The organism is Streptomyces sp. JLBJ103, assembly GCF_058215575.1.
This window is the reverse complement of the sequence record NZ_CM177089.1, coordinates 5,859,903-5,879,709: the sequence shown is the minus strand read 5'-3', so window position 1 is coordinate 5,879,709 and position 19,807 is coordinate 5,859,903. Positions and strand designations below refer to the sequence as shown.

Genomic DNA, 19,807 nt, shown 5'->3' with positions numbered 1-19,807 from the left:
GAGGAGTGGTTCTCGTGGAGGGCACCCCGGACCGGGAGACCGGGGCGGCGGTGACGGCCGTAGGACTCGGCGTCAAGGGATCGCGGGGCTGGGCGTTCCGCGATGTCGGCCTCACCGCCGACCCCGGCTCACTGATCGCGGTCGAGGGCCCCTCCGGCTCCGGCCGCACCTGTCTGCTCCTCACCCTCACCGGGCGGATGCGCCCCGCCGCGGGGCAGGGCAGCGTCGGTGGCTTCCGGGTTCCCCAACAGATGGCGCGCATACGCCGGATCAGCGCACTCGCCCAGGTGCCCGGCGTCAGCGAGCTGGATCCGGTGCTCACCGTCGCCGAGCATCTGCGTGAACGCGCCCTGTTGCAGCGCCGGTTCGGTGACACCCCGCGCGGACTGCTGCGACCCCGCCGCGAACGGGCCGCCGCCTCCCGGGCCGCGATCGACACCGCCGTACGGACCGCGGGGCTCGACCTGGACACGCTGCCCAAGGGGCCGCGCACGGCCGTACGGGACCTGGAGCGGCTGGAGGCGCTGCGCCTGTCGATCGCGCTCGCGCTGATCTCCCGGCCGCGGCTGCTGGCCGTCGACGACACCGACATGAAGCTCTCGGACGCCGAACGCGCCCTGGCCTGGGCGCTGCTGCGGGAGATCGCGGAGGGTGGCACCACCGTCCTCGCGGTGTGCAGCCAGGCCCCCGAGGACGCCGTTGTGGTCCCGACCCGCCCGGCCGAGGCGAGCGATTCCGACTCCGACACCCGCACCGGCACCGGCACCGGCACCGGCACCGAGCAGGAGACCGGCACAGCGGCCGACAGCAACACCGGAACCAAGAACGACGACCAGGCCGAGGACGAGGCCGACGACCAGGCCGAGGACAAGAGCAAGAAGGGGGCGGAGGATGCGCTCGCCGAAACTGGCCGCGCTTGAGCTGAAGCGCTTCGGCAGGGGAAAGATGCCCCGGGCGGCGCTCGCCGCCCTGCTTCTGCTCCCCCTGCTCTACGGCGCGCTCTATCTGTGGTCGTTCTGGGACCCCTACGGCAAGCTCGACAAGATCCCGGTCGCGCTGGTCAACGCCGACGACGGCGCCACCGTAAAGGGCAAGAGCCTGCACGCCGGTGACGACATCACCAAGAAGCTGCTCGACAGCGAGACCTTCGACTGGCACACCACCAGCGCCGCCGACGCCCACGACGGCGTGGCGAACGGCCGGTACTACCTCTCGCTGACCGTGCCCTCGGACTTCAGCGAGCGGATCGCCTCCAGCTCCGGGAAGTCCCCGGAGACCGGCGCCCTCCAGGTGCACACCAACGACGCCAACAACTACATCGTCGGCCAGATCTCCCGCTCCGTCTTCACCGAGGTGCGGGCCGCGGCGTCCACCAAGGCGTCCCGCGGCTTCTACGACAACATCTTCGTCTCCTTCTCCGACATCCACGGCAAGACGAAGAAGGCCGCCCAGGGCGCCGACAACCTGGGCAAGGGCATCTCCAAGGCCAAGAAGGGCACGGGCGACCTCGCCAAGGGCCTCACCAAGGCGAAGAAGGGCAGCAAGGACCTCAAATCCGGGCTCGGCAAGCTCAACAAGGGCGCCGGCACACTGGAGACGGGCTCGAGCAAGGTCGCCGAAGGCACCCAGACCCTCTCCGACAAGGTCAACGACGTCTCGGTCAAGGTCGGTCCGTTCCTCAAGAAGAACGGTGCGGAGATCGGCCGAGTCTCCCGGCTGGTCGCGAGCGCCGCCCAGAAGGCGTCCGACCACCTCGACACCCTCCCGGAGACCACCTCCAGCGCGGCCACCAAAGCCCGTAAGGCGTCCGACGACCTGGCCACCGACTACCGGACGCGCTGCAAGGGCGTGGTGACCCTCGATCCGGACTGCCCGGCCCTGAAGAAGTCGGCGGCCGCCGCCGATACCGCCGCCGATGTGGCCGAGCAGGTCAACAAGCTGGTCCAGGACAACACCGATCAGCTCGACACCCTCGGCACCCGGCTGGACGATCTGCACACGAAGGCGACCTGGCTCGCCGACAACGCCCCGCACCTCGGCACGGACCTCGACTCCGCCGTACGGAAGATCAACGCGCTCAACTCCGGGGCGCACAAGGTCGCCACGGGCGCCGACAAGCTCCACACCGGCCTGACCACCGCCAAGACCGGCGCGTCCCACCTCGACACCGGTGTCGGCAAGCTGCACACCGGCGCGAACACGCTCAACGGCGGAATGTTCAAACTGGTCGACGGCTCCGGCAAGCTCTCCGACGGACTGCACGACGGCGCCGCGAAGATCCCCGACTACGACAAGCACGACCGTGACGCGCGTACCGAGGTGATGTCGGACCCGGTCCAGCTCGTCAACCAGGCGATGCACAAGGCACCCAACTACGGCACGGGTTTCGCCCCGTACTTCATCCCGCTCTCCCTCTGGGTGGGCGCGATGGTGGCCTACATGCTGATCCAGCCGCTCAACAGGCGCGCGCTCGCCGCGGGCGCCGGCTCCTGGCGAGTGGCGCTCGCGGGCTGGCTGCCGGTCGCCGCGATCGGGATGCTCCAGACGGTGGCCCTGATGGCCGTACTGCACTGGGCGATCGGCCTCCAGATGGCCCGCGCGGCGGGCACCATCGGCTTCCTGCTGCTGGTGACGGCGTGCTTCGCGGCGATCGTGCAATGGCTCAACGCCCGCTTCGGACCGGCCGGGAGGATCCTCGTCCTGGCCCTGCTGATGCTCCAGTTGACTTCGGCGGGCGGCACCTATCCGGTGCAGACCAGTCCGCACTTCTTCAACGCCATCCACCCGTTCCTGCCGATGAGCTACGTCGTGGACGGGCTGCGCAGGCTGATCACCGGCGGCGGGCTCGGCCCGGTGTGGACGGCCGGTGCGGTGCTGGTCGGCTACACCGCGGCCGCCCTCGCCCTCACCGCGTGGTCGGCCCGGCGCAAGCAGGTGTGGTCGGTCGACCGGCTGCATCCGGAGCTGAGCCTGTGAGCGGGACCACGTCGGCAACGGGCACAATCGGCGCCATGGACAGCAGCAACACACGCCGCCAGGCCACCCGTCAGAAACTCTTCGAGGCAGCGGTCACCCTCATCGCGGAACAGGGCTTCTCCTCCACCACCGTGGACGAGATCGCCGAGCGGGCCGGGGTGGCCAAGGGCACGGTCTACTACAACTTCGCGAGCAAGACCGTCCTCTTCGAAGAGTTGCTGCGGCACGGTGTCGAGCTGCTCACCGCCTCGCTCCAGCACGCCTCCGACGAGAACGCCGAACGCGGCGGCAGCCATGTGGACGGGCTGGACGCGATGGTCCGGGCCGGGCTCGGTTTCATCTCCCGCTATCCGGCGCTCACCCAGCTGTACGTGGCCGAGCTGTGGCGCACCAACCGCGCCTGGCAGTCCACCCTGATGATGGTCCGGCAGCGCGCCATAGCGGTGATCGAGGCCGAGTTGCGGGACGGTGTGGCCGCGGGCGAGCTGAGCGAGGACATCGATATCCCGCTGACCGCCTCGGCGCTGTTCGGGATGGTCCTGGTGGCCGCGCTCGACTGGCAGTCGTACCAGCCCGAGCGGTCGTTGGACGATGTGCACGCGGCGCTCTCACTGCTGCTCCAGGGGCGGGTGGGCGGCGCCATGGCCAACGGCAGCCCCGCCTCCGGCTGACCTCCCGGTCCCCGGCGGGCGGCGGTACGGACCGGACAGCTCCGAGGGATACGCGGACACAGCAGAAGCGGACACAGCAGAAGCGGACACAGCACGAGGACGCGGCAGAGGACACAGCAGAAGGCGCTGTCCCGGCGCGGTTCGACCCCCATCGAGCCCGCGCCGGAACAGCGCCTCCCCCCGTAACTCCCCCGTAGAAGCCACCGTGGCAGCGGCGGCTCCCCCGTACGCCCCCGGTATGTCCGGGCCATCCCGCCGTTCCGCCGCCCCGTGTCGGCGGTCCGGCGAGCGGCCCTTCCGTGTGCTCCACTCTCCCGTCCGGACGGGATCCGCCCCATCCGCGCGGCTACTCATCTCCCCGTCTGAGTACGCGTACTCAGACGCCCCGCGCTCCTCCCCACGCCCCCGCCCCGGCCGCACTCCGTGACTGTCGGTGGCGGCGGATAGAGTCGCGGTCATGGCACGGATTGCGGTGATCGGCGCGGGGATGGGCGCCATGGCGACGGCGGCCCGACTGGCCGTCGCGGGCCACCGGGTGGTGGTGTACGAGCGCGGCGGGACCCACGGCGGCGGCGTCGGGCGCTTCGAGCGGGACGGCTTCTCCTTCGACACCGGCCCGGGGCTGCTCCAGCTGCCCGCGGTCTACCGGGATCTGTTCGTGAAGACCGGCAAGGAGACGCTGGAGCGGAGCGTCGAGCTCATCCAGGTCGATCCCGCCGCCCGCCATCTCTTCCCCGGCGGCACCGAGGTGCTGCTGCCCAACGCCTCCCACGGCGGGGTGAGCCAGGCCCTGGACGGGGCCTTCGGCGCGGGCGCGGGCGAGCGCTGGAGCGCTCTGGTCAACCGGGCCCGTGAGGTGTGGGACGCCACCCGCAGACCGCTGCTCGAGGAGCCGCTGCGCTCCGACTGGCAGGTGCTGGGCCGCGATCCCTATCCGGCCGCCGCGGTGCGGCGCTGGTTCGGCGGCCGTCGCCCGGCCACGCTCGCCGAGGTGGCGCGGCGCGAGCTCAAGGATCCGCGGGCGGTGACCCTGCTGGAGAGCCACGCCCTGGCCCATGGCCTCGACCCGCGCTCCGCCCCGGCCGCGGCCACCGTGCTGCCCTATATGGAGCAGACCTTCGGCACCTGGTACGTGCGCGGCGGGATGCGCGCGCTGGCCGACGCGCTGTACGAGCGCTGCCGTCAGCGGCGCGTGGAGTTCCGGTTCGACGCCGCGGTCACCGGCATCACCGAGAAGGACGGCCGCGCGGCGGGCCTGGAGCTGGCCGACGGCACCACCGTCGAGGCGGACGCGGTGGTCGCGGCCGTCGACCCCGCGCTGCTGCCCCCGCTGCTCGGCGGGCGGCGCCCCTGGGACGACGGCGATGTCACGCCCGACCATGGCCCCGGGAGCGACGTCCCGGGGCGTCTCACCGTCCATCTGGGGCTGCGCGGAGCCCGCCCCGAGGGCACCGCACACCGGACCGTGGTCCACGCCCCGGACCGGGACGCGGAGTTGGCCGGTGTCTTCGGCGACGGCCGCGGCACGCGTCGGCCCTGTCGGCGCCCCACCGTGACCGTGCTCCGGCCGGACGACCCCACGGTGTGCCCGGACGCGAACCACGAGGCCGTCACACTCACGGCGGTGGTCGCCCCGCACGGCCCGGTGGACTGGGCCCACCCCGAGGGCGTCGAGGACGACGCGGACGGGCTGATGGAGGCGGCCAAGCTGGTGATCCCGGATCTGGGGGACCGGCTGCTGTGGCGCGAGATCCGTACGCCCGTCGACACCGCCGCGGCCACCGGTGCCCGCGGCGGCGCGGTCCCCGCCCCGGCCCTCGCGGGCGCCGGGGGCCGCCTGCTCCATCCGGCCAACCTCACCCGGCTGCCCGGTCTGTACCTGGCGGGCGGCTGGGCCCACCCGGGCGGCGGTCTGGCCCACGCCGGGATGTCGGGCGCGCTGGTCGCCGGCCTGATCGTCGAGGGCGAGGACTTCCGCGGCTCGCAGTAGTACGGCGTACGGCGTGCGCCCCGCGCGGCGGACGGCGTGGCCCCGGCCCGACGGCGTCAGCCGATCAGCCAGGCGCACATCGGACGGCCCGCCGCGCGGACACGCGCCTCAACGAGGCGTCCGGCGGCACCAACGACAGGTCTCAGACCTCAGTAGCGGTACTGCTCGTCGTAGCCCTGCTGAAAGCCCTGCTGCTGGTACGGGTACGGCTGCTCGGCCGGGGGCTGGGCCTCGCCATCGCGCTGCTGGGGCACCCAGGTGCCGCCCGGCTGCATCGCGTCGCCCCCCGGGGGGTACTGCGCCTGACCGGGGTACGAGGCGCCCGCCGCATAGTGGTCGCCGCCCTGTCCGCCGCCGAACGGATCGGCGGCGTACGGGTCCTGCCCGTAGGCGGCGTACGGATCGGCGTACTGCTGCTGGCCGTAGGGCTGCTGCGGCTGTGCGTACGGATCGGCCTGGGGCTGCGGCTGGGCACCGCCGTACGGATCGCCGTACGCCGCGTACGCCTCGTTGCCGTAGCCGTAGCCGGCCTGCTGGCCCGCCTGACCCGCGTCGGCGTAGGCGTCCTGGCCGTAGGCGTGGCCGTGGCCCTGGCTGCTGTCCTGCGAGCCGTAGCCGCCATAGGTCTCGTACGCGCTGTAGCCGTCATCCGCGCCCCCGCCGTACGCCGCCGCCCCGGCGGGCTGGGAGGGCGTGAAGGGCGAGCTGTCGTCGTAGACGCCGTACTCACCGGTGTCGTCGGGCATCGGCTCGGGCTGGTAGGTGGGCGGTTCGGCCGGGGCGGTCGGGACGTCCTCCAGATCCGAGACCTGAAGGATCGGCTCCGGCTGGGGCGGCGCGGTGCGCTTCTCGTCCCGGCCTCGTCCGAGCCCCGGCAGTCCCTCGCGCAGCGCCCATCCGGCGGCGAAGCCGCGCCGGAAGGAGAGCGTCACATACGTCTGGCCGACCGCGAAGGCGACCGCGCCGATCACGATCACCAGCACGGACGGCACGACTACCCCGGCCACCACGCCGAGGAAGCCGACGAACGCCAACAGCCGCCAGCGCAGGCGCGCCTTGTATTGCAGCAGGACCTCACCCAGCAGCCACAGCGCGACGACGCCGAAAGCGATGTAGAGGACCGTCCAGCCCATGCCCGCCCCTCTCAGTGCGGCCGCCCGTCGGCTGCCGTTTACGAGGACCGCTGATGCAGTCCCAGATTCTCGTAGATTTCCAGCGTGGCCGTGGAGTGGTTCAGCGTAATGAAGTGCAGCCCGGGGATCTCCTCGGCCATCAACCGCGCACACAGCTCAGTGGCGTAGTCGATCCCGATCGAGCGTACAGCGGCCGCGTCATCCTTCACCGCCAGGATCCTCTCCGCGAGCTCGGGCGGGAACGCGGCATTGCTGAGCTTGGCAAACCGCTCGATCTGCCGCACGTTCGTCACGGGCATGATTTCAGGGATGATCGGCGTCGTACAGCCCGCTGCCGCCACCCGGTCGCGCAGCCGCAGATAGTCCTCCGGGTAGAAGAACATCTGCGTGATGGCGAAATCGGCGCCCGCGCGGCACTTGTCCACGAAGTGGCGGATGTCGCTGTCCCAGTCCGCCGAGCGGGGATGCATCTCGGGGAAGGCGGCGACGCCGACGCAGAAGTCGCCCGACTCCTTGATCAGCTGGACCAGTTCGATGGCGTAGTCGAGTCCTGCGGGGTGCCGGATCCACTCCCCCATCGGGTCGCCCGGCGGATCACCGCGCAGTGCGAGCATGTTCCGGATCCCGGCTCCGGCGTACTGGCCGATGATGTTGCGCAGCTCGGCCCGGGAGTGGTTGACCGCGGTCAGATGGGCGACGGGGGTCAGGGTGGTGTCCGTCGCGATGCGCTCGGTGGCCCGCACCGTGCCCTCACGGGACGAGCCGCCGGCGCCGTACGTCACGGAGACGAAGGTCGGCGAGACGGCCTCCAGCCGGCGGATGGCGTTCCACAGCGTGTGCTCGCCCTTCTCCGTTTTGGGGGCGAAGAACTCGAAGGAGTACGACTGCTCGCCCGATGCGAGCAGATCACGCACGGTACGCGCGCGATCGGTCCTGGTGGAAGCGGTGCCTAGGGCCATATTGGGAAGGTTAGCCAGCGGGGTGGTCCGCGCCCACCCAGGCGGCCGAAATTTACCTTTTGCCGGTGTCGCGTCCCGCAGTGCGGACACCTCCGGCCGATTGCCGGTGGCTCGACGGGCCCCAACCGGGCCTAGGCCGACCGGACCCGCTTGGCCAGGCTCGCCGTCGCCTCCGCCGGGTCGTCGGCGTCCGTGATCGCCCGGACCACCACGATCCGGCGCGCTCCCGCCTCCAGCACCTCGTCCAGGTTGGACGCGTCGATACCGCCGATGGCGAACCAGGGGCGGGCGGGTCGCAGCGCGGCCGTGTACCGCACCAGGGACAGCCCGGGGGCGTGGCGGCCGGGCTTGGTGGGGGTGGGCCAGCAGGGGCCGGTGCAGAAGTAGTCGACGCCGGGCTCGGCGAGCGCCGCGTCCACCTCCGCCTCCGCGTGGGTGGAACGCCCGATCAACACGTCCTGGCCAAGGATCGCGCGGGCCGCCGGGACGGGAAGGTCGCCCTGGCCCAGATGGAGCACGTCGGAGCCGATGGCATGGGCGACGTCCGCGCGGTCGTTGACCGCCAGCAGCTTGCCGTGGCGGCGGCACGCATCGGCGAAGACGGCCAGGTGGTCCAGCTCCTCGGCCGCCTCCATGCCCTTGTCGCGGAGCTGGACGATGTCCACCCCGGAGGCCAGCACGGCGTCCAGGAACTCCGGCAGATCGCCCTGTCGCTTACGGGCGTCGGTGCACAGATACAGCCGGGCGTCGGCCAGCTTCTCGCGAGCGGACCGAGCGGACCGAGCGGACAAACCGGCGGACGGGCTGGTGGTGGCGGCCATGGTGCGGCGGTCCCCCCGGGTCGGCGGCGTACGGGCACGGGACGATACCCCTTGCCCGTACGCCGAGGTGATGGTGCTGAGTGCGCGATGCGGGCTGCGCGAGCGGTGTCAGACGGCGAGTGCCTGCGCCCTGCGCTTCACTTCCGTGCCGCGATTCTCGCGCAGGGCCCGCGCCGGGGTGCCGGGCAGGCTTGGGTCGGGGGTGAAAAGCCACTCCAGCATCTCTTCATCGCTGAAGCCGTCGTCCTTCAGAAGCGTCAAGGTCCCCACGAGGCCCTTGACGACCTTGCCGTCACCGATGAACTCCTCGGGCACCTGGAGGACCCGGTTCTCGCCACGGCGCACCGCGATCAGCTGGCCCTCCTTGACCAGCTGCCGGACGCGGGTCACCTCGACGCCGAGCCTCTCGGCGGCGTCGGGGAGCGTGAGCCAGGCGGGGACGAGAGCATCGATCTTTGCGTCAATCTCGGTCACGGCACAAGCCTGCCATCTGGGACTGACAGTGGGTAGCCGGGCGTCCGCCACGCGGGCCACCCGCCCCGCCCGCGGGCCCCCGCCCCCGCGTCCCGCCGCGTCGGCCCAGCGGTCGGGAAGGGGTCAGGAAACGGCGGACTTCAGCGGAACCGAGGGGTCCGTGGCCCGTGCCCGGTCCAGCCGGGCACCGCGTTCGATCAGCTTGCGGCCCTGGGCCAGATCGCGCGGACGGCCGACGGCCAGCAGGGCGACCAGGGCCCCTTCGCGCAGCCAGCAGACCGCCCAGGACGCCCCGGCCGGATCGCCCCGCCACACCAGTTCGTCCTCCGCCGAGTGGTGCCCGGCGTACTGGATGAACCGCCCGAACTGCTCGGACCAGAAGTACGGCACCGGGTCGTAGACCGAGAAGCCGGTGTGCGCGGCCGTCCGGCTGCCCACGACGTTGGCGGCCACCGTGCGCGGCCCCTGGAGTGCGTTGTCCCAGTGGTGCACCAGCAGCCGGGTGCCGTACCGCGCGGAGGGGAAGGACGCGCAGTCGCCGACCGCGTAGACGTCCGGCACCGAGGTGCGCAGCCGCTCGTCGGCGACGATGGACCGGTCGTCGGCCAGGTCCACGCCGGAGCCCGCCAGCCAGTCCGTGGCGGGCCGCGCCCCGATGCCGACGACCACCGCGCCCGCCCGCAGCCGGGTGCCGTCGCCGAGCAGCAGCCCGTTCTCGTCCACCGCGTCCACCCGGGCGCCGGTGACCAGGGTGGCGCCGTAGTCCGCGTACCAGTCGGCCATGGGGGCGGCGACCTCGGCCGGGAGGGCACCCGCCAGCGGCCGGTCGGCGGCCTCCACGACGGTCACCGCACAGCCCGCCTCCCGCGCGGCCGTGGCGAACTCCGCGCCGATCCAGCCCGCCCCCACCACCACGATCTCGTGCTGCCGGGCGAGCACCGGGCGCAGCCGCTCGGCGTCGTCCAGGGTGCGCAGCAGATGGACGCCGGGGACACCCTCACTGCCGGGCAGGGGGATGGGCTCGGCGCCGGTGGCGATCACCAGGACGTCGTAGGGCACCGGCCCGGATTCGGTCTCCAGCCGCCGTTCGCCGCTGTCCAGCGCGGAAACCGTGACACCGAGCCGCAGCTCGATGCCGAGCGCGCCGAAGTCCACGTCGAACGCCGACCCTTCGGCCTTGCCGAGCAGTACGGCCTTGGACAGCGGCGGGCGGTCGTACGGCTGGTGGGGTTCCGCGCCCAGCAGCAGAATCTCCCCGGCCCAGCCCTCCTCGCGCAGCACGACGGCGGTCTGCACCCCCGCCATGCCCGCGCCGACGATCACCACGCGCTGTCCGCTGCCCACCGTGGAGGCCGTCTTCGTCGTCTCATCGCTCACACGATCACTGTATTGCGGTGCGCGGGACGGACCGCAGAGCGCGGGACGAGATCTACTGCACAAGATCGATTCAAGGCATACGGCAGGTTGTTGCCGTGATTCCCGGATCGCCCCGTTCTCCCTTCCGGGCTGTTCGAGGCTCGTACTAGGGTGGCGCCTCAGAGCACTCGCGGGAGTTCGGACGCACCGGGCTGAGAGGGAGGCTGGGGCGGCCTCCGACCGTATGAACCTGATCCGGGTCATGCCGGCGAAGGGAGGGGCGCATACTCATGCGCACATCGGGGATCCATGCGAGCACCGAGAGGACTGAACCGTACGACGCCCTCGTGATCGGGGGCGGCATCATCGGCCTGGTCACGGCCTGGCGGGCAGCCCAGCGGGGGCTGCGGACCGCGCTGACCGACCCGGCGCCGGGCGGCGGGGCGGCCATGGTGGCGGCCGGGATGCTGGGCTCCGTCGGGGAGTTCCAGTACGGCGAGCACGCACTGCTCGATCTCAATCTCGCGTCCGCGGCCCGCTATCCGGAATTCGTGGCGGAGGTGGAGGAGGCGGGCGGCCAGGAGGTCGGCTACCGCGACTGCGGCACCCTCATGGTGGCGCTCGACGCCGACGACCGCGCCCATCTGCGCGACCTCCATGAGCGGCACCAGCGCCACGGGCTGGAGGTGGAGTGGCTGACCGGGCGCGAATGCCGCCGTCTGGAGCCGATGCTGGCACCGGGCGTCCGCGGCGGGATGCGCATCGACGGTGATCACCAGGTCGATCCGCGGCGGCTGACGGCGGCCCTGCTGCGCGCCTGCGAGCGGGCGGGGGTGGTCATCCACCGCGCCCTCGCCGAGCGGCTGACGGTCACCGGGGACCGGGCCACGGGTGCGGAGCTGGCCGACGGCACCCGGGTGTCCGCCGGGCAGACCGTCCTGGCCGCCGGAAGTCTCAGCGCGCGGCTGGCGGGGGTGCCCCCGGACGTGCTGCCGCCGGTGCGCCCGGTCAAGGGCCAGGTGCTGCGGCTGACCGTGCCCGCCTCCTACCGGCCGTTCCTGTCCCGGGTGATACGGGCCGTGGTACGCGGCACGGATGTCTATCTCGTCCCGCGCGTCGACGGCGAGCTGGTGATCGGCGCCACCTCCGAGGAGCGCGGCTGGGACACCACGGTCACCGCGAGCGGGGTGTACGAGCTGCTGCGCGACGCCCATGAGCTGATCCCCGGCATCACCGAACTGCCGCTCGTCGAGACCTGCGCGGGCCTGCGCCCCGGCTCCCCCGACAACGGCCCCTTCCTCGGGCCGACGGCGCTGCCGGGGCTCCAGATGGCCACCGGCCACTTCCGCAACGGCGTCCTTCTCACCCCGATCACGGGCGATGTCATGGCCGAGGCGCTGACCGGCGGAGAACTCCCGTCGGTGGCCCGCGCGTTCACCCCGCACCGGCTCGACGGCGCCGCCCGCACTTCGTTCAACGCACCACAGGAGCAGCCCGCATGACCGTCTCCGTAAACGGGGAGCCCCGCGAGATCGTCGAGGGCACCACCCTCGACCGGCTGGTGGCCACCCTCACCCAGGCGTCCTCGGGCGTCGCCGCGGCCGTCAACGAGACGGTCGTACCGCGCGGCCAGTGGCCGGTGACGGCGCTGGGCGAGGGCGACCGCGTCGAGGTCCTCACCGCGGTCCAGGGAGGCTGACCGATGGCTCCCACGACGACGGACACCACAAGGGCCGGGGCCGGAACCGCCGGGGCCGGAACCGCCGCCGATCCGCTGACCATCGCCGGGACCGACTTCGGCTCCCGTCTGATCATGGGCACCGGCGGGGCGCCCAGCCTGGAGATCCTGGAGCACGCCCTGCTCGCCTCCGGCACCGAGCTGACGACCGTCGCCATGCGGCGGCTGGACCCCACGGTGCAGGGCTCGGTGCTCTCCGTGCTCGACCGGCACGGCATCCGCGCCCTGCCCAACACCGCGGGCTGTTTCACCGCCGGTGAGGCCGTGCTGACCGCGCGGCTGGCCCGTGAGGCGCTGGGCACGGAATGGGTGAAGCTGGAGGTGGTGGCCGATGAGCGCACCCTGCTCCCCGACCCCGTGGAGCTGCTGGACGCCGCCGAGATCCTGGTGGACGACGGTTTCACGGTGCTGCCGTACACCAATGACGACCCGGTCCTCGCCCGCAAGCTGGAGGACGTGGGCTGTGCCGCGATCATGCCGCTGGGCTCACCCATCGGCTCCGGCCTCGGTATCCGCAATCCGCACAACTTCGAGCTGATCGTCGAGCGGGCCACCGTGCCGGTGATCCTCGACGCGGGCGCGGGCACCGCCTCGGACGCCTCGCTCGCGATGGAGCTGGGCTGTGCCGCGGTGATGCTCGCCTCGGCCGTCACCCGGGCGCGGGAGCCGGTGCTGATGGCGGCGGCCATGCGGCATGCGGTGGAGGCGGGGCGGCTGGCCCGCCGGGCCGGCCGGATCCCGCGCCGCCACTTCGCGGAGGCGTCGTCCCCCGTGGAGGGCCGCGCGGCGCTGGACCCGGAGCGGCCCGCCTTCGGCTGAGCGGACTCGCCGGAGTCCGGTGCGGTTCGGGTGCGCCCCCAAGGGGCGCGGGGCTGTGTCGATGTGCGGCTCCGCCGCGTGGGCGCGACCAGCCACGACGCAACCGCAGACGGATGACGGCACCTCGCGGCACTTCCCGCGGCGCGCTTGGCCCGGCACGCCCGGCCAGCCCGGCATCCTCGGGCAGCCCGGCGCCCCCGGGCAGCAGCCCCGCCCAAGCCGCGAGCCCCCCGCGCCCGCCTCCACGGCCGTACCGGCCGTAGGCGGGGCATCCCGGAGACGCCCCGCCTACCGTGGAAGCCGGAGGTGGTCGCCGTGACCGTGACCGTGGCCGACCGGATCGAGCGCGAGGTGTATGTCCCCGCCCCCATCGACCGGGTGTGGCGGGTGCTGACGACGCCCGAGCACATCCGCGTCTGGTACGCCTTCGGGGGCTGTGAGCTGGAGCTGCGCCCCGGCGGCACGCTCCGCTTCCGCTGGGACGAACACGGGGAGTTCCACGGCCGGGTGGAGAAGGCGGTCCCGGACGCCCTCTTCCGCTTCCGGCTGGCCCATGAGCCGGACCGCCCCGGCACCGAGGCGGGCACGGCCACCCTGGTGGAGTTCCGGATCTCTCCGGAGGGCGCGGGCACCCGCCTCCGCCTGACGGAATCCGGTATCCGCGCCCTGGAAGTCTCCGACGAGGCCAAGGCCCAGCACGCCGAGTACGCCGCCCTGGCCTGGACCTCCGCCCTCGAGGAGCTGGCCGCCCTGGCCGCCGCGTCGCACAACTGACCCGCAGCTGTCACCGTTCGGCTTCAACTCCACTCCCACCTGGGGCTGGCGGTCGGAGCGGCCCGTACCGGTCCGTAAAATGCCCTCTCGTGGATACGACGCTCCAGGACCCCCTTGTCGGGCAGGTGCTCGACGGCCGCTACAGCGTGGAGGCACGCATCGCCGTGGGCGGGATGGCGACGGTCTACCGCGCCGTCGACACCCGGCTCGACCGCGTCATCGCCCTGAAGGTGATGCACCAGAGCCTCGCCTCCGACGCCGCCTTCGTCGAGCGCTTCATCCGCGAGGCGAAGTCCATCGCCAGACTCGCCCACTCCAATGTGGTCGGCGTCTACGACCAGGGCACCGACGGTGTACATGTCTATCTGGCGATGGAGTACGTCGCCGGCTGCACCCTGCGTGATGTGCTGCGCGAGCGCGGCGCCCTCCAGCCGCGTGCCGCGCTCGACATCCTGGAACCGGTGCTCGCCGCGCTCGGCGCGGCCCACCGGGCCGGTTTTGTGCACCGCGACATGAAGCCGGAGAACGTGCTGATCGGGGACGACGGCCGGGTCAAGGTCGCCGACTTCGGCCTGGTGCGGGCGGTGGACACCAACACCAGCGCCTCCACCGGCAGCGTCCTCGGCACCGTCTCCTATCTCGCGCCCGAGCAGATAGAGAACGGCACGGCCGACCCGCGGGCCGATGTGTACGCCTGCGGAGTGGTGCTCTACGAGATGCTGACCGGCTCCAAGCCGCACGTCGGCAGCACCCCGGCCCAGATCCTCTACCAGCACCTCAACGAGGACGTTCCGCCGCCGTCCGTCCTGGCCCCCGATGTGGCGGGCCCACTGGACGCCCTGGTCGCCTCCGCCACCGCCCGCGAGATCTCGCTGCGCCCCGCCGACGCCGTCGCACTGTTCGGCCAGGCCCGTTCGGCCCGCGCCGCGCTGACCGACGCCCAGCTGGACGCGGTGCCGCCGGAGGCCAGGGACGCGGGCGAGGACAGCGGCTCGGAGGACCGTACGACGGTGATCCCGCGGCCCGCCGCCGCGGCGGACGATCAGGACCGGCTCAACCGCACCAGCCGTCTGGAGCTGCCGCAGGACCCGCCCGCGCGGCGGGGGCGCGGCCGTGGTCGCGAACGCGGCGGCCGGATGCCGCGACGCGGGATCGTGACGATCGTCGCCGCCGTGCTGCTGGCCCTCGGGATCGGCGTCGGCGTCTGGTACATCAACTCCGGGCAGTTCACCAAGGTCCCGGCGGTGCTGAAGATGAGCCAGGCGAAGGCCGAGAAGAAGCTGCACGACACCGGGCTGGACGTGAAGGTCGTCCGCGAGTACAGCGATGTGGTCGACAAGGGCCATGTCATCAGCACCAAGCCCGGCGTCGGTGCGCGCATCCGCGACACCGGCACCGTGACGATCAGCGTCTCCCAGGGGCCGGAACGGGCCGAGATGCCCAATGTGGTCGGCACCCGGCTCTCCGAGGCGAAGAAGAAGATCGCCGACCAGGGGCTCACGGTGGGCCGGATCACCAAGAGGTTCAGCGATGAGACGCCCCAGGGGTCGGTGCTCTCCACCAGCCCCCGTGAGGGCGCCGTGCGCCGCCCCGACACCCCCGTGTCGCTCGTGGTCAGCAAGGGCCCCGAGATCGACATCCCGGACGTGGTCGGCGACACCCTCGACGACGCCCGCTCGGAGCTGCTCGACGAGGGCTTCAAGGTGAAGATCGACAAGCAGCGGGTCTTCTCCGACGAGGACAAGGGCGCGGTCGCCAAGCAGTCGCCTGCGGACACGGGCGCCAAGGGCGACACCGTGACCCTGACGCTCTCCAAGGGCCAGGAGATGATCGAGGTGCCGGATGTCGAGGGCATGAGTGTCGACGACGCCACCGCCGCGCTGGAGGACAAGGGCTTCCAGGTCGACGTCGACAAGCCGCTGTTCGGCGGGGACACGATCAAGGACCAGTCGGTGGACGCCGGGGACAAGGCCCCCAAGGGCAGCACCATCACGATCGAGGTGAAGGGCGTCTTCTAGACAGTCTTCTCGACAGTCTTCTGGACGACGCCCCCGGCCAACCGCCGGACGACGCCCGGGACCCCTGTGGTCCCGGGCGTCCGCCGCGCCTGGGACCCTTGGACCCGTGAGTACGCACCGCACCCGCAACCCCGTCGGCGGCCATATCCGCGTCGCGGGCGGCCTTGCCACCGTCGGGCTCGCCCACGCCCGGGACATCGGCGCCGAGACCGTCCAGGTCTTCGTCGCCAATCCGCGCGGCTGGGCCACCCCGACCGGCACCCCCGCCCAGGACGAGGCGTTCCGCACCGGCTGCGCCGAGCAGTCGATGCCGGTCTACGTCCACGCCCCGTACCTGATCAACTTCGGCTCGCACACCGAGGCCACGGCCGAGCGCTCGGTGGACTCCCTGCGCCATTCGCTGCGCCGCGGCCGGGAGATCGGGGCACGCGGCGTTGTCGTCCACACCGGCTCGGCCACCGGCGGCCGGGAGCGCGTCCAGGCGCTCGCCCAGGTGCGGGAGCGGGTGCTGCCGCTGCTGGACGAGCTGACGCACGACGACGACCCCTGGCTGCTGCTGGAACCGACCGCCGGACAGGGCGCCTCGCTGTGCGCGCTGGTGGAGGACCTCGGGCCGTACTTCGACGCCCTGGACCGCCATCCGCGGCTGGGCGTCTGCCTGGACACCTGCCATGTCTTCGCCGCGGGCCACGATCTGGCCGCCTCCGGCGGGATGAAGCAGACCCTCGACGAGCTGGTGACGGTCACCGGGCCGGGGCGGCTGAAGCTGATCCACGCCAATGACTCCAAGGACGTGGTCGGCGCCCACAAGGACCGGCACGCCAACATCGGGGCCGGGCACATCGGCGCGGAGCCGTTCCGCGAGCTGTTCGGCCATCCGGCGACGGAGGGGGTGCCGCTGGTGATCGAGACCCCCGGCGGCACGGAGGGCCATGCGGGCGATGTGGCGCGGCTGAAGGAGCTACGGGACGGCTGAGCCTCATGTGAGCCCACTCGGGAGTACCCCGGGCCCCGGCTACAGCTCGGGCCCGTCCCCCGGCTCCTCCTGATAGGAGTAGCGCTGCTCCTTCCAGGGGTCGCCGAGATTGTGGTATCCCCGCTCCTCCCAGAAGCCCCGGCGATCGGCCCTCATGTACTCCACGCCCCGGACCCATTTGGGCCCTTTCCACGCGTAGAGATGCGGAACGACCAGACGGACCGGAAATCCATGCTCCGCCGTCAGCAGTTCGCCGTCCTTGTGCGTGGCGAAAATCGACGTCGAGGAAGCGAAGTCCGACAACCGCATATTTGAGCTGAAGCCGTATTCCGCCCACACCATCACATGGGTGACATCCGGCGCGGGTGGCGCCAGATCCATGACCACCCCCGTCGAGACCCCGCCCCATTCGGCGCCGAGCATGCTGAATTTGGTGACGCAGTGGAGGTCGGCCTCGACCGTGGAGTACGGCAGCGCCGAGAACTCCTCATGCGTCCAGCAGTGCTTTTCGCCGTCCGCCGTCGCACCGAAGACGCGGAACTCCCAGCGCTCCGGCCTGAACTTCGGCACCGGCCCGTAGTGCGTAACCGGCCAACCGCGTTGCAGTCGCTGACCCGGAGGCAGCTGCGCGAGCTCCCCCTCGCGGCTTTCCGACTGCCCCATGGACTCCATGGTCTCAGACCGCCGGGGGTGGTCGTGACCAGGGGATCATCCATGGGGGCAACTCGTACTAAGCGTGCACTTACTGGACGCCCCACCAGGGGCGATGCGACGATGCGCGCAACCTGGCATTCCCCGTTCTGATGGGAAGGAGCCCCTTCGATGCAGGGTGACCCCGAGGTCCTCGAGTTCCTGAACGAGCAGCTGACCGGTGAGCTGACCGCGATCAATCAGTACTTTCTGCACTCGAAGATGCAGGACAACTTTGGCTGGACACGGCTTGCCAAATACACCCGGGCCGAGTCCTTCGACGAGATGAAGCACGCCGAGCTGCTCACCGACCGGATCCTTCTCCTCGACGGTCTCCCCAATTACCAGCGGCTCTTCCACGTTCGTGTGGGGCAGACCCTCACCGAGATGTTCCAGGCCGACCGGCAGGTGGAGGTCGAGGCCATCGACCGCCTCAAGCGGGGCATCAAACTGATGCGCGCCAAGGACGACATCACGTCGGCCAATATCTTCGAGGACATCCTCGCCGACGAGGAGCAGCACATCGACTATCTCGACACCCAGCTCGCGCTGATCGAGAAGCTCGGTGAGGCCCTCTACATCGCCCAGCAGATCGAGCAGCCCAGCGACTGACCGCCCACCCGGGCTCCGCCCGCGCTCAGGCGGCCTCGGCCGCGGGCACTACCCCCGCGGCCTCGACGGCGGAGGCCAGCACCACCGGATCGAGGTTCTCGCGCCGCGGGCACGAACCGCGCCCCAGCAGCGCCTGGATCTTGCGGACGCAGGAGCCGCAGTCGGTGCCCGCCTTGCAGGCGCCGGCGATCTGGCGCGGTGTGCAAGCACCCGTTTCCGCGTGCTCGCGCACCTGCTTCTCGGTGATGCCGAAGCATGAGCAGACGTACACGCGAACTCTCCAGCGTTGACCAGCATGATCAGTGAGGTAACCCTTACCTTACCCGCCTTGAGGGAGACCCACAATGCCGAGGGGCACGGATCGATGTGATCCGTGCCCCATTCATCTTTCAGCGATCTTGCGGTGGCCTCACCGGCCCCGCCGACCCGCCGGTCTCACTGGTCCCGGTACATCTCCGCCACCAGGAACGCCAGGTCAAGCGACTGGCTGCGGTTCAGCCGCGGGTCACAGGCCGTCTCGTAGCGCTGGTGCAGATCGTCGACGAAGATCTCGTCGCCGCCGCCCACGCACTCCGTGACGTCGTCCCCGGTCAGCTCCACATGGATACCGCCCGGGTGGGTGCCCAGCTCCTTGTGGACCTCGAAGAAGCCCTTGACCTCGTCCAGCACATCGTCGAAGCGCCGGGTCTTGTGCCCGGACGCCGCCTCGAAGGTGTTGCCGTGCATCGGGTCGCAGACCCACGCGACCTGCGCCCCGGACGCCGTCACCTTCTCCACCAGGTTGGGCAGCTTGTCGCGGACCTTGTCCGCGCCCATCCGCGTGATGAAGGTCAGCCGGCCCGGCTCGCGGTCCGGGTCGATCCGGTCGATCAGCGTCAGGGCCTCTTCCGGCGTGGTCGTCGGACCGAGCTTCACACCCACCGGGTTACGGATCTTGGAGGCGAACTCGATATGCGCCCCGTCCAGCTGCCGGGTGCGCTCACCGATCCAGACCATGTGCCCGGACACGTCGTACAGATCGCCGGTCCGCGAGTCCGTACGCGTCAGCGCCGACTCGTAGTCCAGGATCAGCGCCTCGTGCGAGGAGAAGAACTCCACCGTCTTGAACTCCTCCGGGTCCACCCCGCAGGCGTTCATGAAGTTCAGCGCCCGGTCGATCTCGCGCGCCAGCGCCTCGTAGCGCTGACCCGACGGCGAGGACTTCACGAAGTCCTGGTTCCACGCGTGCACCTGGCGCAGGTCCGCGTAGCCACCGGTAGTGAAGGCGCGCACCAGGTTCAGCGTCGACGCCGACGCGTGGTACATGCGCTTGAGGCGCTGCGGATCGGGGATCCGCGCCTCCTCGGTGAACTCGAAGCCGTTGACCGAGTCACCCCGGTACGTCGGCAGGGTCACCCCGTCCCGGGTCTCGGTCGGCTTCGAGCGCGGCTTGCTGTACTGCCCGGCGATCCGGCCGACCTTCACCACCGGGACGGACCCGGCGTAGGTCAGCACGGCGCCCATCTGGAGGAGCGTCTTCAGCTTGTTACGGATCTGGTCGGCACCCACGGCGTCGAACGCCTCGGCGCAGTCCCCGCCCTGGAGCAGAAACGCCTCACCCCGCGCCACGGCCCCCAGGCGGTGCCGCAGCGCATCGCACTCGCCCGCGAAGACGAGCGGCGGATAGGACTCGAGCTCAGCGATCGCATCGCGCAGAGCCGCTTGGTCCGGCCAGTCAGGCTGCTGCGCCGCGGGAAGAGACTGCCAGGTGTGGCCACCGGCGTGGGTTTCAGCGTTCACGGTCACCTCGCCAAGGTTACG

Annotated in this window: 19 protein-coding genes and 1 riboswitch; of the genes, 11 read left to right on the top strand and 8 right to left on the bottom strand. The window is 71.5% G+C overall.

Features of this window, described 5'->3' with window-relative positions; genetic code table 11:
- The first annotated feature begins 14 nt into the window (after window positions 1–14).
- The 4 genes from AC4BEG_RS25995 to AC4BEG_RS25980 all read left to right on the top strand — a co-directional run bounded on the left by AC4BEG_RS25995 (window position 15) and on the right by AC4BEG_RS25980 (window position 5,637).
- Window positions 15–920: an ATP-binding cassette domain-containing protein gene (locus AC4BEG_RS25995; protein ID WP_490702160.1), complete on the top strand. Its 906-nt coding sequence runs from the start codon at window positions 15–17 to the stop codon at window positions 918–920.
- Complete coding sequence (locus AC4BEG_RS25990) at window positions 892–2,976, top strand: YhgE/Pip family protein (RefSeq protein ID WP_490702159.1); 2,085 nt, start codon at window positions 892–894, stop codon at window positions 2,974–2,976. Before AC4BEG_RS25995 ends, AC4BEG_RS25990 begins: the two co-directional genes overlap by 29 nt.
- Before the next feature lie 35 nt (window positions 2,977–3,011).
- Window positions 3,012–3,647, top strand: coding sequence for a TetR/AcrR family transcriptional regulator (locus tag AC4BEG_RS25985; RefSeq protein ID WP_490702158.1), 636 nt, complete (start codon window positions 3,012–3,014; stop codon window positions 3,645–3,647).
- 457 nt (window positions 3,648–4,104) lie between these two features.
- Window positions 4,105–5,637, top strand: coding sequence for a phytoene desaturase family protein (locus AC4BEG_RS25980; RefSeq protein ID WP_490702157.1), 1,533 nt, complete (start codon window positions 4,105–4,107; stop codon window positions 5,635–5,637).
- 149 nt (window positions 5,638–5,786) lie between these two features.
- Here the strand turns inward: AC4BEG_RS25980 and AC4BEG_RS25975 are convergent, their stop codons facing one another.
- From AC4BEG_RS25975 to AC4BEG_RS25955, 5 genes are all read right to left on the bottom strand, one after another.
- Window positions 5,787–6,770, bottom strand: coding sequence for a hypothetical protein (locus tag AC4BEG_RS25975; RefSeq protein ID WP_490702156.1), 984 nt, complete (start codon window positions 6,768–6,770; stop codon window positions 5,787–5,789).
- Between the two features lie 38 nt (window positions 6,771–6,808).
- Window positions 6,809–7,729: a methylenetetrahydrofolate reductase [NAD(P)H] gene (gene metF / locus AC4BEG_RS25970; RefSeq protein ID WP_490702155.1), complete on the bottom strand. Its 921-nt coding sequence runs from the start codon at window positions 7,727–7,729 to the stop codon at window positions 6,809–6,811.
- A 131-nt stretch (window positions 7,730–7,860) separates the two neighbouring features.
- Window positions 7,861–8,550 (bottom strand): thiamine phosphate synthase, encoded by a 690-nt coding sequence (gene thiE / locus AC4BEG_RS25965; RefSeq protein ID WP_490702154.1) that lies wholly within the window; start codon window positions 8,548–8,550, stop codon window positions 7,861–7,863.
- 108 nt (window positions 8,551–8,658) lie between these two features.
- On the bottom strand, window positions 8,659–9,024 hold the full coding sequence (locus tag AC4BEG_RS25960) for an Rv2175c family DNA-binding protein (protein ID WP_201874059.1): 366 nt from the start codon (window positions 9,022–9,024) through the stop codon (window positions 8,659–8,661).
- A gap of 123 nt (window positions 9,025–9,147) precedes the next feature.
- Window positions 9,148–10,329, bottom strand: a complete 1,182-nt coding sequence (locus AC4BEG_RS25955; RefSeq protein WP_490707192.1) for an NAD(P)/FAD-dependent oxidoreductase — start codon at window positions 10,327–10,329, stop codon at window positions 9,148–9,150.
- A gap of 231 nt (window positions 10,330–10,560) precedes the next feature.
- A riboswitch (TPP riboswitch) is annotated at window positions 10,561–10,675 on the top strand.
- On the opposite strand from AC4BEG_RS25955, the gene thiO reads away from it, so the two are divergent.
- From thiO to AC4BEG_RS25925, 6 genes are all read left to right on the top strand, one after another.
- Window positions 10,671–11,882 carry a glycine oxidase ThiO gene (gene thiO / locus AC4BEG_RS25950; RefSeq protein ID WP_490702153.1) on the top strand — a complete coding sequence of 404 codons (1,212 nt, stop codon included), beginning with the start codon at window positions 10,671–10,673 and terminating at the stop codon, window positions 11,880–11,882. It overlaps the preceding riboswitch by 5 nt.
- Window positions 11,879–12,079: a sulfur carrier protein ThiS gene (gene thiS, locus AC4BEG_RS25945; RefSeq protein WP_201874056.1), complete on the top strand. Its 201-nt coding sequence runs from the start codon at window positions 11,879–11,881 to the stop codon at window positions 12,077–12,079. The genes thiO and thiS overlap by 4 nt, the downstream gene beginning before the upstream one ends.
- Window positions 12,080–12,193: 114 nt before the next feature.
- Window positions 12,194–12,937: a thiazole synthase gene (locus AC4BEG_RS25940; RefSeq protein ID WP_490707191.1), complete on the top strand. Its 744-nt coding sequence runs from the start codon at window positions 12,194–12,196 to the stop codon at window positions 12,935–12,937.
- 315 nt (window positions 12,938–13,252) lie between these two features.
- A complete protein-coding gene (locus tag AC4BEG_RS25935) occupies window positions 13,253–13,711 on the top strand; it encodes an SRPBCC domain-containing protein (RefSeq protein ID WP_490702152.1) in 459 nt (152 codons plus the stop codon).
- A gap of 89 nt (window positions 13,712–13,800) precedes the next feature.
- Complete coding sequence (pknB, locus tag AC4BEG_RS25930) at window positions 13,801–15,729, top strand: Stk1 family PASTA domain-containing Ser/Thr kinase (RefSeq protein WP_490702151.1); 1,929 nt, start codon at window positions 13,801–13,803, stop codon at window positions 15,727–15,729.
- 106 nt (window positions 15,730–15,835) lie between these two features.
- A complete protein-coding gene (locus AC4BEG_RS25925; RefSeq protein WP_490702150.1) occupies window positions 15,836–16,705 on the top strand; it encodes a deoxyribonuclease IV in 870 nt (289 codons plus the stop codon).
- Between the two features lie 39 nt (window positions 16,706–16,744).
- Here the strand turns inward: AC4BEG_RS25925 and AC4BEG_RS25920 are convergent, their stop codons facing one another.
- A complete protein-coding gene (locus tag AC4BEG_RS25920; protein WP_490702149.1) occupies window positions 16,745–17,368 on the bottom strand; it encodes a sulfite oxidase-like oxidoreductase in 624 nt (207 codons plus the stop codon).
- Between the two features lie 159 nt (window positions 17,369–17,527).
- Between AC4BEG_RS25920 and bfr the strand changes: the two genes are divergently transcribed.
- Entirely contained in the window at window positions 17,528–18,007 is a 480-nt protein-coding gene (gene bfr / locus AC4BEG_RS25915; protein ID WP_201874047.1) for a bacterioferritin, read from the top strand.
- Between the two features lie 25 nt (window positions 18,008–18,032).
- Here bfr and AC4BEG_RS25910 read toward each other — a convergent pair whose 3' ends face one another.
- Window positions 18,033–18,278 (bottom strand): (2Fe-2S)-binding protein, encoded by a 246-nt coding sequence (locus AC4BEG_RS25910; protein WP_490702148.1) that lies wholly within the window; start codon window positions 18,276–18,278, stop codon window positions 18,033–18,035.
- A gap of 164 nt (window positions 18,279–18,442) precedes the next feature.
- The gene (locus AC4BEG_RS25905) at window positions 18,443–19,792 is read right to left on the bottom strand and encodes a class II 3-deoxy-7-phosphoheptulonate synthase (RefSeq protein ID WP_490702147.1); all 1,350 of its coding nucleotides are present in this window, start codon (window positions 19,790–19,792) and stop codon (window positions 18,443–18,445) included.
- Between the last annotated feature and the right edge of the window lie 15 nt (window positions 19,793–19,807).

Bases quoted from the DNA above. Each gene is read 5' to 3' on its own strand.
- AC4BEG_RS25990 (WP_490702159.1), top strand. From the start codon at position 892: ATGCGCTCGCCGAAACTGGCCGCGCTTGAGCTGAAGCGCTTCGGCAGG.
- AC4BEG_RS25985 (WP_490702158.1), top strand. From the start codon at position 3,012: ATGGACAGCAGCAACACACGCCGCCAGGCCACCCGTCAGAAACTCTTC.
- AC4BEG_RS25980 (WP_490702157.1), top strand. From the start codon at position 4,105: ATGGCACGGATTGCGGTGATCGGCGCGGGGATGGGCGCCATGGCGACG.
- AC4BEG_RS25975 (WP_490702156.1), bottom strand. From the start codon at position 6,770: ATGGGCTGGACGGTCCTCTACATCGCTTTCGGCGTCGTCGCGCTGTGG.
- metF (WP_490702155.1), bottom strand. From the start codon at position 7,729: ATGGCCCTAGGCACCGCTTCCACCAGGACCGATCGCGCGCGTACCGTG.
- thiE (WP_490702154.1), bottom strand. From the start codon at position 8,550: ATGGCCGCCACCACCAGCCCGTCCGCCGGTTTGTCCGCTCGGTCCGCT.
- AC4BEG_RS25955 (WP_490707192.1), bottom strand. From the start codon at position 10,329: ATGGCGGGGGTGCAGACCGCCGTCGTGCTGCGCGAGGAGGGCTGGGCC.
- thiO (WP_490702153.1), top strand. From the start codon at position 10,671: ATGCGCACATCGGGGATCCATGCGAGCACCGAGAGGACTGAACCGTAC.
- thiS (WP_201874056.1), top strand. From the start codon at position 11,879: ATGACCGTCTCCGTAAACGGGGAGCCCCGCGAGATCGTCGAGGGCACC.
- AC4BEG_RS25940 (WP_490707191.1), top strand. From the start codon at position 12,194: ATGGGCACCGGCGGGGCGCCCAGCCTGGAGATCCTGGAGCACGCCCTG.
- AC4BEG_RS25920 (WP_490702149.1), bottom strand. From the start codon at position 17,368: ATGGGGCAGTCGGAAAGCCGCGAGGGGGAGCTCGCGCAGCTGCCTCCG.
- bfr (WP_201874047.1), top strand. From the start codon at position 17,528: ATGCAGGGTGACCCCGAGGTCCTCGAGTTCCTGAACGAGCAGCTGACC.